The organism is Pseudocolwellia sp. AS88 (genome assembly GCF_030551755.1).
Taxonomy (GTDB): Bacteria; Pseudomonadota; Gammaproteobacteria; order Enterobacterales; family Alteromonadaceae; genus Pseudocolwellia.
Genome location: NZ_JAUPEC010000003.1, coordinates 142525 through 157918 on the forward strand (window position 1 = coordinate 142525; position 15394 = coordinate 157918).

Sequence of the window (15394 nt, forward strand, 5' to 3'; positions counted from 1 at the left end):
AATAATAAAATTTATTAACACAGTTAAGTTACGGTAATAGACGAAGTTATCCCAAGTTGATTAATTAACCTCAACTCGGGATAATGAATGTCATCAAATTCAATAAAAATAATCACCTATCTAATTTCAGGTTACTTATTCAAATTGGTATTATTATCGATAAGAACTTCTAGGAGTTAAGGCTTTAGTTTCTTGTCTAAAGCTTTCTTTACGGCTGGATGAACAAAGCTTGTTATATCGCCATTATGTCGTGCTACTTCTTTTACTATGGTGGAAGAGATAAAGCCATTTTCTATTGAAGGTGTTAAAAATATGGATTCTAAATTAGGTGATAACTGGCGATTTACACTAGCAAGTTGAAATTCATATTCAAAGTCTGATACTGCACGTAAGCCTCGCACTAAAACTGACGCATTTTGCTCTTTAGCTAAATCAACTAATAATCCTGAAAACCCCACTACTGTAACATTGGGTAAATCTTTAGTTACTTCTTTAATTAATTCAACACGCTCAGCTAAATCAAAAAAAGGTTTTTTACTTGGGTTAGATGCTACAGCAACAACAACGTCAGAAAATAAATTACTCGCACGTGTGATTAAATCAGTGTGACCATTGGTTACTGGATCAAATGTTCCAGGATATATAGCTTTTATAGGCATTAAATAATCTACTTTAAGGATATTGAGGGCTATTGTAAGGGGCAACAGCCTTAAATTCAAAAGACAATTACCGGCAGAATTTTTAGAAACAATTTAAATATAAAGTAATTACTCGAAAAACTTCCATCCTTGTCGTATTTGGTAGTAATATAGTTGGATCAGTTTTTAGAAAGTTTATAAACCAAAAGTGAGATAAATGAAAACTCGTGATAAAATAATTCAGGCTAGCATCGCTCTATTTAACGAACATGGCGAAAGAAATGTTACCACGAATCATATCGCGGCTGATCTCGGCATAAGTCCAGGGAATCTCTACTACCATTTCCGTAATAAAGAAGACATTATTCTCTCTATCTATGAAGAATATGCTCGAACTCTTTTATTAGAAAGCATGCCTGAAGTATCGCCCGAAGTTAAACCGCTAGATTCTATTATTCTTTACATGGATATGGTTTTCCAAGCCATGATGAAGTTTCGTTTTTTCTACAGTAACTTACCGGTTTTACTGGCAAAAAATCCATTGTTACATGTTAAATTTGTTGAAGTTCAAACGGTTATTGGCGATAGAGTTAGCCAGCTTTTGATTTCATTAAAGGGCGCAGGAATGATGGAGTTTGATGATGCTGACTTAGCTGATATTGTAAGTATTCTTCGTATAGTAAACACTTTCTGGTTAAGCTTTTATCAAACGCAAAATAACGATGTTGAAATCAATGACTCGGTATTTTACCAAGGTGTTTTGAAGATATTAGTGATTATTCATCCGTACATTAGCGACTCAGCTAAAGATGAATTTTTAGCTGCACGTACAATGTACCGTAAACGCTTAGAAGCTAGCTTGTCTGAAACTGCCTAGAACATACTTTGTAAACTGAAAAAGCTGTTTTAAATTATGTAACGAGTTTAAAACAGCCGAATTTATTCTGATATTAAAGAATTAATTTACACGACAAACTCACAATTCGTATGTGATTGTTTACGTTCTACTACTCGCTTGTATAACCTGTCATTAATAGATCCCACTCATTGGCTTGCCAATGCAGCGCTTCTAACTTTGTTTTTTCTTTATTAAATGAGCGCAATAATCGACTCATGTTTTCTTCTTTCCAACTGGTTGAGTCAGTTCTTATTTCACCTTGATCAAAGTCGATAAGCCAAACCTTCTCTTGATCATCAATTAAAATGTTATGAATATTTAAATCGTGATGATAAATGTTGTGATCATGAAAGGCTTTTATCGTTTTACCTATTTTATGCCATAAATCAGCATTTACAGCTTGCTTAATAAGGAATGAAATCAAGTCTTGTGCGTTACACACACGCTCAGTAAGAATATCAGCTTTATAAAACAAACCATTTTTTATAACACGACAAGCAATAGGCTTGGGGGCCGGTAAATCTAAAGCACGTAATTGATTTAACAACTCATATTCTTTTGTAGCTCGGGTATTTTCATAACTAGAAAATAAATAAGAATCTTTGTTAAATTTACCTATAAGACCACCGCGGTAATAATGTTTTAGTACCCACTGTTTATTATCTACTTCAATAAACCAAGTGGTTCCTCTACCTTGTGCTGTTCCTACAACCTTGTTATTGCTTTGCCAGTAGTCACTATCTAGTAAGTCTTGTGAAAAATGTTCTATTTCGCTTTCATCATAAAAACAAAATATCATATTGTTTTCATAAACTTTTTTGCTACAGGGTTTTACAATTGTTGAAGGGTTCAAGATAATAGACCAATTATACGGATTTAATCTCTCTATTGTGGTGAATCATCTATGCTGGGTCAATTAGCAGCGCCAAAAAATTTATGTGTTTTGCATTTATCAGACATCGGTGATGTCTGTAACTCTGTTGCTGCCGTTCAAAGTATTCAGAAACAATGGCCTCATACTCAAATTACTTGGGTGTGCGGTAAAGAAGAGGCCGGTTTACTTAAAGATTTAGAGAAAATAGAAATTATTTCTTTTGACCAATCAGCTGGATTAAAAGGATATAGCGATTTTCGGGCACACATGAAAGGCCAAAGCTTTAATATTCTACTTAATATGCAAGCGAACTGGCGTGCAAACTCCGTTAGTTTTTTTATTCCAGCTAAGATTAAACTAGGTTTTGACAGAAAACGTGCAAAACAATGTCAATGGATATTTACCAACTACAAAATTCAACCTCAAACTAAAGCCCATTTGGTTGATGATTTTATGGGATTTACCCAAGCACTAGGATTAACGGTTAGCGAACCTGTTTGGGATATACCCATCCCCGAAAGCGATGAACAATGGGCGCATGAAACCTTATTTTCAAGCAAGCAAAAACCTATTGCGGTTATTAGCTTAGCGGCAAAAAAAGCCGAGTGTAATTGGCATGTTGAAGGTTATGCGCAAACGGCTAATTATTTAGATCAATTAGGGTTTCGTGTAGTACTTTGTGCTGCTTCAACTGCAATGGCAGCCCAATTAGCTGAGTATATTTGCCAGCAAAGTGAAGCTAGTATTCTTAACTTAGTTGGTAAAACTTCGGTTAAACAATTATTAGCCGTGTTAAAACTTGCTCATATTAACCTTGCACCAGATACTTATCTTGCGCATATGGCTGTTACCGTTGGCACACCTGTCGTTAGCCTGTATGCCCATAACAATCCACGCAAAGTAGGACCTTATTTATATCAAAAGTATGTAGCCAGTTGTTACTATGAAGTGATTGAAGAGCAAAAAGGCAAACCACACAATCAACTGCCTTGGGGCGTTCGAGCTAAAGGAAACGACCTAATGGATAGAGTCACTATTGAGCAAGTTAAAAGTAAAATTAACTTGGTGGTTGAAGATTTCTATTCCCTTGAACTTGAAACGAAAGGTGAATTGAAGTTTGAATCAAGATTTTGAAGCTCAATTCAAACCATCTATTAACTAATTAGTTTATTCAAATGAGCTAGTGACCGGTCGCTGGCTCCTTGGTTTTTTAGTACCACGTTATACGCATTTTCACCAAAGGCTAACTGCTTATCTTGATCTTCTAATAGCTCTGTTATTGCCTGAACCAACTCACTTTCATTATTAACACCCTGAAGTTGTACTATGCCGTTAGCTTCAGTTAGTTGCTGCATAACTTCGGTAAAGTTACTCATATTAGCGCCAACGATAACGGGCTTTTTAAACAGTGCAGGCTCTAAAGGATTGTGTCCGCCAATATGACTAAAACTTCCGCCCATAGTTACAACCGTAGCTAATGCACACATTGGCATTAACTCACCTAAAGTATCTAGTACCCAAACATCAGTTGCTGTATCTACCTGAGTGTTTTCACTACGCTTACAGGTAGTAAAACCTGCATTTATAGCCATTTGAGCTACATCAGAAAAACGTTCAGGGTGGCGAGGAACAATTACAAGTAGTAAGTCTGGGTACTGTTGATGCAGAGGCTGAAAGGCTTTTAAAATAATATCTTCATCACCTGGATGTGTACTAGCAACAACCCATAACTTACGTTTACCTACTACAAATTTTTCTAACTCAGCTTGTTTACTGGTAATACTTGCTGTGATTGAAATATCAAACTTCAAGTTGCCTGAAAGTTCACAGGCAATCTCTTCACCGCCTAATTCTGTGAAGTTGTCTTGATTTATTTGGCTTTGTGTCAGTATTTGATCAAAAGCTTGTAAGCTCGGTGAAATTAACCAAGCTAGCTTTTTGTAACTCTTCATAGAATTCGTTGATAAACGACCATTTACTAGCAATAACTTGATGTGATTATTATGACATTGCGCGATCAAGTTAGGCCATAACTCTGTTTCCATAAACACTACAGCTTTAGGTTTTAGGCGTGACAAAAACAGCCAAGTACTAATAAATGAATCGATAGGTAAATAACAATGTTGAACTCTGTTTGAGAATAACTTTTCAACTTGTGCAGAACCTGTAGGCGTGAAGGTTGTAACGGTAATAGGGGTATCTGGCTGGCTAATTAATAGTTTTTCTATAAAAGCTTTAAGAGCGATAACTTCACCAACACTAGCGGCATGAATAACAATACCGTTTTTACTTAGCTTTTTATCAATAAAGCCTAGGCGTTCAAATAAGCGTTGACGATATTCTGGATGATTTTTAGATCGAATAACTAATACGAGCAGTAATACGGGAAGTAAGATGAAAAATAAAACTCGGTAGAAGAGTAAAGATAAAAAGTATTTCACAAATATTCTCTTTGATAGAAGTAGGGAGCCTGAACTTTGGGTCATACAGTGGATCCCTAGTTCAGTTTTAGTATACCTAATAACACTGCTAATTTAATCGTTTAAATAAGCCACTGGTGATAAAAGTTTACAGTGTGTGATTTATCAAATTTAGGTGCTACTTTCTTTTTGTGCGCTATAGCGTACAATGTTTTATCAAGATAGTTGGTATTAAATTAATAACTAGCTAAATTTAAGCTGAACTCAATATTATCAGCATTTGTACATTCACTATTAACTTTAAGCAAGTGGAGCGTTAAATATTATGCGTACATCGCCTTTTTATAATCACATTAACAGTCAAATCGAACAGGTAAAAACTGACGGTTTATATAAGGCTGAAAGAGTTATAACTACAGCTCAGCAGCCTTCAATTTCTGTAACCAGTGGTGAGCAAGTTATTAACTTTTGTGCAAATAACTATTTAGGTTTAGCTAATCATCCTGATCTTATAGCAGCAGCAAAAGAAGGTTTAGATGAGCATGGTTTTGGTATGGCGTCAGTACGCTTTATTTGCGGCACGCAAGATATCCATAAAACACTTGAACAAAAGCTAAGTGAATTTTTAGGCATGGAAGATACGATTTTATATTCGTCTTGCTTCGATGCTAACGCAGGTTTATTTGAAACTTTATTAGGCCCAGAAGACGCTATTATTAGCGATGCATTAAATCATGCGTCAATCATTGATGGTGTACGTTTATGTAAAGCCAAACGTTTTAGATACGCGAATAATAATGCGCAAGAATTAGAGCAATGTTTGAAAGATGCTGATGCTGCTGGCGCACGATTTAAATTGATCGCCACTGACGGTGTATTTTCAATGGATGGTGTTATCGCAAACTTAAAAGCCGTGTGCGATTTAGCTGATAAATACAATGCCTTGGTGATGGTTGATGACTCTCATGCTGTAGGCTTTGTCGGTGAACAAGGCAGAGGCAGTCATGAGTTTTGTGACGTAATGGGTCGTGTTGATATTATTACCGGAACACTAGGTAAAGCGATGGGCGGTGCTTCAGGTGGTTACACTTCAGGTAAGAAAGAAGTGGTTGATTGGTTACGTCAACGCTCTCGCCCGTACTTATTTTCTAACTCGTTAGCACCCGCTATTGTTAATGCATCAATTAAAGTGATTGAGTTATTAAAAGATGGCGATGCCTTACGTAAACAGCTGATTGAAAACGCTCAATATTTTAGAACACAAATGGAAGCTGCTGGTTTTACTTGCGGTGGTGCAGATCATGCGATAATTCCTGTTATGTTAGGTGATGCTGCTGTTGCGACTGAAATGGCTAACAAGTTACTTGAAGAAGGCATTTATGTAATTGGTTTTTCATTCCCTGTTGTGCCAAAAGGCCAAGCGCGTATTCGTACACAAATCTCAGCGGCACATACAAAACAACAATTAGATCATGCCATTCAAGCCTTTATTCGTATTGGTCAATCAATGAATATTCTTAAGTAGGGCTGAGCAAACCATGAAATCATTAATTAAGTTAAAAGCAGAACCAGGTATTTGGATGGGCGATAGCCCTAAACCTGAAATGGGCCACAATGATTTGCTTATTAAAATCAACAAAACTGCCATTTGTGGAACTGACATTCATATTTATAACTGGGATGAATGGTCACAAAAAACTATACCAGTACCTATGGTTGTTGGTCATGAATATGCTGGCGAAGTTGTCGATATAGGTCAAGAAGTTAAAGGCTTTACCATCGGAGATAGAGTTTCAGGTGAAGGTCATATTACCTGTGGTCACTGTAGAAATTGTCGTGGTGGCAGAACACATTTATGTCGAAACACTGTTGGTGTGGGTGTTAATCGTGCGGGCTCATTTGCTGAGTATTTAGTGATACCAGCTTATAACGCCTTTAAATTACCGGACGAAATATCTGATGACTTAGCTGCAATTTTTGACCCGTTTGGTAACGCTGTACATACCGCATTATCTTTTGATTTAGTGGGCGAAGATGTATTAATTACCGGCGCAGGGCCTATCGGTATTATGGCGGCAGCGGTTGCTAAGCATGTTGGTGCACGGCATGTTGTTGTAACTGATGTAAACCCTTACCGATTAGACTTAGCTTTAAAAATGGGTGCTACTCGCGCTGTTGATGTCAGCAAAACCAAGTTAACGGATGTGATGTCTGAATTGGGTATGAGTGAAGGCTTTGATGTGGGCATGGAAATGTCTGGCGTACCAACGGCTTTCACTGACATGTTGAATAACATGAACAACGGTGGAAAAATCGCTATGTTAGGTATTCCTAGTACTGATATGGCGATTGATTGGAGCAAAGTTATCTTTAAAGGACTCACTATTAAAGGTATTTATGGCCGTGAAATGTTTGAAACTTGGTATAAAATGGCCAGTTTGATCCAATCAGGTTTAGATCTCACTCCTATTATTACTCATCATTACGCTATTGATGAATTTCAACAAGGTTTTGATGTAATGAGATCGGGTTTATCAGGTAAGGTGATTCTAGACTGGAACTAATCCCTGCAAACAGCCTAAAATGAAAGCTTTAGGCTGTTATCTTTAAATAGCCCTCGAAACAATTTTCTAAACAACACCATAAAAAATGATATTATTCTTATCAACAAATGAGTTAACGCATACAATGACTTATAAGTTAACTGGATATCTTTAGATTATTTACAAGAAGGTGAGATACGTGTCAGAAAGTACAACGAATTTTAAGCACATGCAGATAAGTGAATTACACCAAGCGTTAGCAGAAGAAACTTACGTCGTTGTTGATATTCGAGATCCTAATTCATTCAAAAGTGGTCATATTCCTGGTGCAATAGAATTAACTAACGAAACGCTTTCAGACTTCATGAGAGAAGCAGATCTAGATGCACCTGTTGTTGTTTGTTGTTACCACGGCCATTCAAGCCAGCAAGCTGCTCAATATTTAATTAGCCAAGATTTTACTGATGTGTATTCATTAGATGGTGGTTTTACCCAATGGCAACTAGAGCATCCGAGTGACGTTAGCACTTCATGAGTAATACCGAAACATCGATAGCACTAGAAGCTTTTGTAGATATTAAACATCACAATATAGCCTTATTGTTTTGTAATTTTCTGATCAGCCAAAGAATTCCCGCTAAAGTTGTGCCTGAAGATAATACTTTTGTTATTTTTTGCGATGTTAACCAAAGAGATAAAGCTAAAGCTATTTTTGAAGATTTTATCAAACAACCTCATCATCCTAAGTATCAGCAAGCAGCTTGGAATAATGGTGAGGTAGCTGAAATACAAAATGATGGACCTTCAATATTCACGCAATTTAAAGATCAATTTTTCCGTCATGCTGGCGTTGTTACTTTAGTTATATTCGCTATTTGTTGGTTCGTATTTCTATTAAGTTTAGTTGGCTGGGGGAACACGATATTTAATGAAATTAGCTTTTTCCCACAATTAACATTTGATCATTTATTAGAACATCCGTACCGACTGCTTGGCCCTGCGTTTTTCCATTTTTCATGGATGCATATTGTTTTTAATACTATGTGGTGGTGGCAAATTGGTGGAGCGATAGAGCGCACTTTAGGGAAATGGGCATTAGTTAACTTATTTCTTGTATCCGCAATCGTTTCAAACTTTGGTCAGTTTATAGTATCGGGTCCCAACTTTGGTGGTTTGTCTGGCGTGGTTTACGCCTTATTCGGCTATGTATGGTGGTATGGTTGGTTAGCGCCAGAAAAAGGCTTAACTATTTCAAAACCTATTGTCGGCTTTTTGCTGTTCTTTATGTTGCTAGGTTTTGCTGATGTATTACCTGTAAATATGGCAAATACTGCACATCTATTAGGTTTAGTCTCAGGTTGTGGACTGGCTTGGTTTAGAATTAAAGTGTCGAAACAATAAAAATCTGAGGGACTAAAGACTCAGTAAAATTAAGTGATTAAAATAAAAGAAGGGCGATATGTTAACATATCGCCCTTCTTTTATATTTGAGCCAAGCTAACCAAAATTAGATTAATCAGAAATTAATCCGTTTGGTATTAGTCTATTCGCTTAACCATTGAGTAAATAAAAGCTTTTTAATTAAGGTTCCACCTGTTTCTCTTTGTAAAAGAGCTTTTACCTTGTCTTCACATAAGCGCTGAATTTCATGTCGACCGTTGATAGATTTAATCTTTGATTCAGGCTGCTGGCCAATAATTGTAATTATCGCGTCACGTAATAAAGGTGCGTGATGTTCTACTATTTCGAAATTTGATGAACTTTCAATCATCAATTCAACGCTAATTCTTACGTAGCCCATTTTCTTTTTAACGGCGCTATAGTTCGTGATTATTGAAGGTTCAAAACCGAAATATGCATAGTCAGCCGCTTTAATGGAAGAAAAGGGAAGTAAGCAGCAAAGGGCTATTATTAGCTTTTTCATTTTAAATCTCTCTTGAATTCAGGTAATAAATACAATCTATTACAGTATAGATTAACCTGTTTTTCCAGTTTATACCAAGTTGATCAAGGTATTATTTAATAGCTATGAATAGCATTTGGTTGAGTTGTTTGAAGAAAAGACTCATCTACAAAAAGCAAAATATTTTAATTGAACATTTAGGATGATTTTGAGGCGATGGTTTTTCCTTAATTTCTCATCTAAATCGGTTGAGCTATTAGGCGTGTAGGTGTAAATCCTGATATGATTAAGTGTTTTTAATTCACTATTTTTTACTATGAAGCATCATTCACATTTATTTCCCGTTACGCTCCAAACACTATGGTCGAGTTCAGTTAACACTGACAATGATTCTGTACATGAAGGTTTGCGCGATTGGCTATTTGCTACAGGCTCTTTAACTGCGCGTTTGAAAACTCATTGCACAGAGTTTCGTGTTGAAGTTTTAGGGCAAGAAATTATCGCGTGTAGCGAGCTTGAAGCTAACGATGATATTGCCGTAGATGAGCAAGTTTTGGTGCGAGAGGTGTTACTGTATTGTGATAACAAACCACAAGTATTTGCACGTAGTTTATTACCCTTGAAAAGTTTAACAGGTGAAGAACAAAGCTTAGCAAAATTAGGTGAACAACCTTTAGGGCAAGTGCTGTTTAATCATCCTGATTTGATCCGAAAAGGTATTGAAGTGGCGTGCTTTAAGCAATCAAGTGCGCTTTTTACTTTAATTAAGCAGTTAGACTTGCCGACAACAGCTGTTTGGGGACGACGTTCTGTTTTTGTTTTAAATAATAAACCTATTATGGTGGCTGAGGTCTTTTTACCTGAGTCTTTTGCTTATGAGTTGATTTCAGAAACTCGTGCTGCTCAACTTATTGAATAGAATTGATCACTCAAGACTTAACTTTACCTATTACTCTGTACAAATAACCAAATAGAAATTAATTATGAATGCATTTAAAGCTAAGTGGCAAGCCATTGTTTCGATTACTCGTATCGACAAACCTATTGGTACCTATTTATTGTTATGGCCAACCTATTGGGCGTTATGGATAGCTCAAGAAGGTATGCCAAGCTACCACTTGCTTGTAGTATTTACTTTAGGTGTGTTTATTATGCGTAGTGCCGGATGTGTAATAAATGATTTTGCCGACAGAAAAGTTGATGGCAAGGTAAAGCGGACTGAAAACCGACCTTTAGTGACGGGCGCATTAAGTGTTACTGAAGCACTTACCTTATTTTTCTTTTTAATCATTAATGCCTTAATTCTTGTTTTAACCTTACAACCTTATACCATTATGTTGTCTTTTGTGGCGGTATTCCTCGCCATTATTTATCCTTTCATGAAGCGTATTACTAACTTGCCTCAAGTGGTTTTAGGTGCTGCCTTTAGCTGGGGAATGATTATGGCTTTTGCTGAATCTACAGGTGAAGTGCCATTAATTGCTTGGTTATTATTTATTGCGAATTTATGTTGGACGGTGGCTTACGATACCATGTACGCCATGGTTGATAGAGATGACGACTTAAAAATAGGTGTTAAATCTACCGCAATTTTATTTGGTGATCATGATAAGCGTATTATTTTATTCCTGCAGTTAATTACTTTAGGTTTATTACTTACGGTGGGTGACATGCTGGCGTTTGGTTGGCCTTATCAATTGTGTTTAGTGATGTGTGCAGGTTTATTTACTTACCAACAGTTTTTAATTGTAAATAGAGAACGCGATAAATGCTTTAAGGCATTTTTACATAATCACTTTGTTGGACTGGTTGTATTTTTAGGTATATTTATAGAGTATTTATAGCAATAAAAAAGGGGATTCATTTTAAAATCCCCTAGGTATAAGCTTCATAAACGACTGCACGCAATCAATATCTAATCACTGCAAAGTACGAATTTTCTATCTCGAAATACTTTGCTGCACTTCAATATCTGTTAAGTTCAAAATAATGTCTTTTAATGGCGCTAGTGTATCTGTAGGAACAAGCTTACCATCGTCATCAAGACCAATGTAGCCAAGTTTCTGCATGGTGCCAATAAGTAAAGATTGGGCTTTTTTGTCGATAAATTCAGGCGCAGAAATACTATTTAATACACATAAACGTTTCGCAATCGAAACCACATTATCTTCAAATGTCGCTTTATCAATTGGTGATAAACGATCAATCAACGAGCAAATAATCGCTAATCGTTGAATGGTTTCATCAATACATTCAGCCAATAGTCTTGATTTAGATCTTTGGTTGTTTGCTTCTAATAATGACCAAGTCCCACTTTCCCTTTGTTCTGCAATATTGAGCTCAGCTAGTACGTTTAAAGATGTTTCAATATTCACTGCCATATCTTGAGCAGAACCCCATAAAAATAGTTCTGATTTGATTAACGACAACAATGGTTGAATTTGTTCAATAATGGCTGAAGTGGATATGTTTGAATTACATTCTAAAACACGACATAACAAGGCATGTAACACATAAGTGTGCAGGATATTATTACGGTAGTAACGCATTTCAAGGGCGTCAGACTCGTTTAATGAAATGATGGTGCCAAAACTGTCTTCATTCACCGTCACTTTATTTAATGCGATAACATCTGCTAATAACTCTGCCCCAGAATCTGCCGGAACGGTAAGCTCTGCGCTATAAGGTGCCGCGCGTTGTAACATTAAGAAGAAATCTAGTTGCGACTCTAATTCTATCTTTGAAAGGGCTTTGTTATCTGTTGAGTGTAAAATAAGAGCAACTAACGAAACACCGTTTAATGCAGCACATTGGTTAATGTTAGTCATAACTTTATCAGCTAATAAATTAACGGTAGGTGTTAACCATTTAGGTTTTTGTGGATCGATAGGATTAATTGATTGTTTCCAGTCTGGCACTTCATCCGTTAAAAACTTATTAATATTAATCGGCTCACCAAAGTTTACATAACCCTTACCATAGTTACGTAAATTCTTGATAGCTTTGAATACACCAAGGAAAGACTCACTTTTCTTTTCACTACCACTCAATTCTTTATGATATGTACCTACTTCCATTACATGTTCGTAGCCAATATACACTGGAACTAAGGTGAGAGGTCTGTCTATACCACGTAATAAACTTTGTATAGTCATGGCTAACATGCCCGTTTTAGGTGGAAGTAATCTACCTGTGCGGCTTCTCCCACCTTCTGAGTAATATTTTACTGAGTAACCACGTTCAAATAACAAACCTAAATATTCTCTGAAAATAGTAGAATACAGTCTGTTACCTCTAAAGCTGCGGCGAATAAAAAATGCTCCAGCTTTTCTGAAAATAGGTCCTGCTGGCCAAAAATTAAGGTTTATACCTGCTGCAATACGAGGTGTTACTAAGCCTTCTTGGGCAATAATATAAGTCAGTAATAAGTAGTCCATATGGCTACGATGGCAAGGCACATAAATAATCTCGTGACCTTCTTGTGCTAAATTTCGTACTGTATTGGCATTACTTACTTCAATGCTTTTGTATAAACGTTTCCATAACCAAGTAAGAACTCGTGCTCCTACGCTGATCATAGACTCTCGGTAATCTCCGGCTATTTCGTCCATGATGGCTAAGGCTTGTTTTTTCACTTCAGCTTCAGAACTGTCTTTACTTTTTACTTCGTCAGCGATAATTTTTTTAATTGCCGGGTTTGCAAACATCGCGGTAAACATTTGTTTGCGATGCATTAATCTTGGACCTGTTACCGATATAGTTTGGCGATAGAAGTGAAATCTAGCGATACGAATAAGTTTGTGAGCAGTCGCTTCGTTGCTGCCATGTTTGTCTTCCATGTATCTAAAAGACATAGGTTCGCTAAAGCGAGCCAAAGTATCTCTACCAGCAAACAACACGATAAATATTTTACGTAACCAAGTAGGAGACTCTTCGTCTGCTATAACAGTACCTACGTTCGCCGTGTTTTTTTCTTTTGTTGGTGTACGCCCCCAAGTAATGTTTACTGGGATCATTTGTGCATCTAAGTCTGAATCTAGTTCGTGCTCAGTTAATATTTCTAAACCTTGGTCAATCGCGTTAGTTTTAGCTTTTTCTTTCCATGATAATACAGACGAGGTTTTTTCTAGAAAGAAAACTCGTGGAAAGCTTTTACCATTAATGATGACCTTTTTTAACGGATTAGGTAGATTTAGTTTTTTACAGGCATGTTGCAATGCAATAACATCGCTTGATGATTGATATCTCACTACATAAAAAATTGGCTGTTCTTGATTAATATTACTGCCATCACTGAAGTTATCAGGAATAACTTTACATTTTACTAATAATTTTAATGGGAGTTTCAATAAGTAGTGGTATAACGAACGTAGTGCTGACATCTTGTGTACTCAATATTTTAGCGCGGCGATATTTTATCACCATCTTGTATTTTTGTCTTAAAAAAGTCGTATGATGGGTTTTTACTGTGACAAAAATATTACCTATTTAGGTTATAAAATTAATTTAAGGAATTCATGAAGAAAATTGCGGTTTTTGTTGATATACAAAATATCTACTACACTACAAGAGATGCTTACAAGCGACAGTTTAATTATCGTAAATTTTGGGAGCAGCTAAGTTACCAAGGTGATATTGTTATTGCTAATGCTTACGCTATTCAACGAAATGATGATCAACAACATAAGTTTCAAAAAGCCCTTAAGCATATTGGATTTGATGTAAAGCTTAAGCCTTTTATTCAGCGTAGCGATGGTTCTGCAAAAGGTGATTGGGATGTAGGTATCACAATCGATATTATGAAAACTGCTGCCGAAGTAGATATCGTGGTTTTGTTATCTGGTGATGGTGACTTTGACATGTTATTAACTGAAATAGCAGCAACATATCAGGTAGAAACTCAGGTTTACGGTGTACCTTCATTAACAGCTAACTCCTTAATAAATGCAGCGTCTATTTATCATGAAATTAAAGAAAATTTATTACAGTAATATGATACTTTTAACCAAATAAGCTACTTAGCATTCCCTTGCAAAGAGCTGATTTATCAAGTATTTTATATTTTCATTACAATAATAACAGAGAGTGAATTTACATGTCGTCAGTTGATACAATCTATAAAGTGATTTTATACCCATTCATTACAGAATCTATTGCTAGCTTAAAAGCGATGACCAATTTATCTGGTTCTTCGGGTGATATTTTTATGGATAACGTTGATGACTTTCGCTTTAAAGGTTATGCGGTTTGTTCAGATGTAACGGGTCATTTGGATGGCGTTATTATGATGCATCACTATCCAGAAACTGCTGTGGCTATTGGTAACTCTGTTTGTGAAAAGATGTTTGATGAAAAATATGAATACACAGAAATTAACGACGAATTAAGTAATGCTTTAGCCGAATGGGGTAATACTATTGTTGGTAGGTCTACAGATTTACATGGTCGTTATAACTTAGATTATAAATTTTCGAGTCCTTACTTTGTTAACAATGTTGATGATATGTCGAAATATCTCAAGGGAGTTCGGGAAGTTGTTACTGTGCCTATTATAATTGAAGGTGTAGGTCGTTATTATTTTAATCTTTTAGTACGAAGTGTTAACTATCAATCGGTGGGTATTAAACGCGAAGAAAGTGTTGGGATAGCAAATATACATACTAAGGATTTACCATCAGACTCAACTATACTATTAGTGGATGATAGTTCGATGATCCGCAAAGCCCTTAAAAGAATATTAGGTAAGCTAGGTTACGACAACATTATTGAAGCCGATGATGGCTCAACTGCCGTTGAAATGGTTAAAGAGCACAACCCTGACTTTATGTTTATGGATGTTGTTATGGGCGAGATGAATGGTAATCAAGCGCTACAAGAAATTCGAGCTGCAGGTCATAATGTACCTGTGGTTATGTTGTCGTCTGTTACAGACCAAGTATTAATTAAAGAATGTGAAGGTTACGGTATTTCAGGTTTTATTTTTAAACCTATACAAGCAGACAATGGCACAGAGATTATTAAGGACTATTTAAAAATTGCTTAATTTAACTAAGTCGCTTAGCACAAATTGATTCGATAAAAAGCTAACATTTGTTAGCTTTTTTTATACCTGATTCAT

At 36.1% G+C, this 15394-nt stretch carries 15 protein-coding genes; 10 read left to right on the top strand and 5 right to left on the bottom strand.

All coding sequences use genetic code 11. The features are described from left to right. Nucleotides 1-176: 176 nt before the first annotated feature. A complete protein-coding gene (gene coaD, locus Q5N69_RS03515; protein WP_304367468.1) occupies nt 177-659 on the bottom strand; it encodes a pantetheine-phosphate adenylyltransferase in 483 nt (160 codons plus the stop codon). Nucleotides 660-855: 196 nt separating this feature from the next. On the opposite strand from coaD, the gene Q5N69_RS03520 reads away from it, so the two are divergent. Next, nucleotides 856-1515 carry a TetR/AcrR family transcriptional regulator gene (locus tag Q5N69_RS03520; RefSeq protein ID WP_304367469.1) on the top strand — a complete coding sequence of 220 codons (660 nt, stop codon included), beginning with the start codon at nt 856-858 and terminating at the stop codon, nt 1513-1515. Between the two features lie 130 nt (nt 1516-1645). Here Q5N69_RS03520 and Q5N69_RS03525 read toward each other — a convergent pair whose 3' ends face one another. Continuing rightward, the gene (locus Q5N69_RS03525) at nt 1646-2335 is read right to left on the bottom strand and encodes a 3-deoxy-D-manno-octulosonic acid kinase (RefSeq protein WP_304367470.1); all 690 of its coding nucleotides are present in this window, start codon (nt 2333-2335) and stop codon (nt 1646-1648) included. 105 nt (nt 2336-2440) lie between these two features. Here Q5N69_RS03525 and Q5N69_RS03530 point away from each other — a divergent pair, with 105 nt between their 5' ends. After that, nucleotides 2441-3544, top strand: a complete 1104-nt coding sequence (locus tag Q5N69_RS03530; RefSeq protein WP_304367471.1) for a glycosyltransferase family 9 protein — start codon at nt 2441-2443, stop codon at nt 3542-3544. A gap of 20 nt (nt 3545-3564) precedes the next feature. On the opposite strand, the gene waaA is transcribed toward Q5N69_RS03530, so the two are convergent. Then, on the bottom strand, nt 3565-4851 hold the full coding sequence (gene waaA, locus Q5N69_RS03535) for a lipid IV(A) 3-deoxy-D-manno-octulosonic acid transferase (RefSeq protein WP_304367472.1): 1287 nt from the start codon (nt 4849-4851) through the stop codon (nt 3565-3567). Nucleotides 4852-5155: 304 nt separating this feature from the next. Between waaA and Q5N69_RS03540 the strand changes: the two genes are divergently transcribed. From Q5N69_RS03540 to glpG, 4 genes are all read left to right on the top strand, one after another. Further along, nucleotides 5156-6355, top strand: coding sequence for a glycine C-acetyltransferase (locus Q5N69_RS03540; RefSeq protein ID WP_304367473.1), 1200 nt, complete (start codon nt 5156-5158; stop codon nt 6353-6355). Nucleotides 6356-6368: 13 nt separating this feature from the next. Beyond that, nucleotides 6369-7394: an L-threonine 3-dehydrogenase gene (tdh, locus tag Q5N69_RS03545; protein WP_304367474.1), complete on the top strand. Its 1026-nt coding sequence runs from the start codon at nt 6369-6371 to the stop codon at nt 7392-7394. Nucleotides 7395-7572: 178 nt separating this feature from the next. Next, complete coding sequence (gene glpE, locus Q5N69_RS03550; RefSeq protein ID WP_304367475.1) at nt 7573-7908, top strand: thiosulfate sulfurtransferase GlpE; 336 nt, start codon at nt 7573-7575, stop codon at nt 7906-7908. After that, nucleotides 7905-8774 (top strand): rhomboid family intramembrane serine protease GlpG, encoded by an 870-nt coding sequence (glpG, locus tag Q5N69_RS03555; RefSeq protein WP_304367476.1) that lies wholly within the window; start codon nt 7905-7907, stop codon nt 8772-8774. Before glpE ends, glpG begins: the two co-directional genes overlap by 4 nt. Before the next feature lie 142 nt (nt 8775-8916). Here glpG and Q5N69_RS03560 read toward each other — a convergent pair whose 3' ends face one another. Continuing rightward, nucleotides 8917-9297, bottom strand: coding sequence for a flagellar basal body-associated protein FliL (locus Q5N69_RS03560; protein ID WP_304367477.1), 381 nt, complete (start codon nt 9295-9297; stop codon nt 8917-8919). A gap of 295 nt (nt 9298-9592) precedes the next feature. Here Q5N69_RS03560 and Q5N69_RS03565 point away from each other — a divergent pair, with 295 nt between their 5' ends. Both Q5N69_RS03565 and ubiA read left to right on the top strand, forming a co-directional pair. Continuing rightward, nucleotides 9593-10195, top strand: coding sequence for a chorismate lyase (locus Q5N69_RS03565; protein WP_304367478.1), 603 nt, complete (start codon nt 9593-9595; stop codon nt 10193-10195). A 64-nt stretch (nt 10196-10259) separates the two neighbouring features. Next, nucleotides 10260-11120, top strand: coding sequence for a 4-hydroxybenzoate octaprenyltransferase (ubiA, locus tag Q5N69_RS03570; protein WP_304367479.1), 861 nt, complete (start codon nt 10260-10262; stop codon nt 11118-11120). 96 nt (nt 11121-11216) lie between these two features. On the opposite strand, the gene plsB is transcribed toward ubiA, so the two are convergent. Beyond that, a complete protein-coding gene (gene plsB / locus Q5N69_RS03575) occupies nt 11217-13658 on the bottom strand; it encodes a glycerol-3-phosphate 1-O-acyltransferase PlsB (RefSeq protein WP_304367480.1) in 2442 nt (813 codons plus the stop codon). Between the two features lie 135 nt (nt 13659-13793). On the opposite strand from plsB, the gene Q5N69_RS03580 reads away from it, so the two are divergent. Both Q5N69_RS03580 and Q5N69_RS03585 read left to right on the top strand, forming a co-directional pair. Beyond that, nucleotides 13794-14267 carry an NYN domain-containing protein gene (locus Q5N69_RS03580; protein ID WP_304367481.1) on the top strand — a complete coding sequence of 158 codons (474 nt, stop codon included), beginning with the start codon at nt 13794-13796 and terminating at the stop codon, nt 14265-14267. 104 nt (nt 14268-14371) lie between these two features. Next, complete coding sequence (locus Q5N69_RS03585; protein WP_304367482.1) at nt 14372-15319, top strand: response regulator; 948 nt, start codon at nt 14372-14374, stop codon at nt 15317-15319. The last annotated feature ends 75 nt before the right edge of the window (nt 15320-15394 follow it).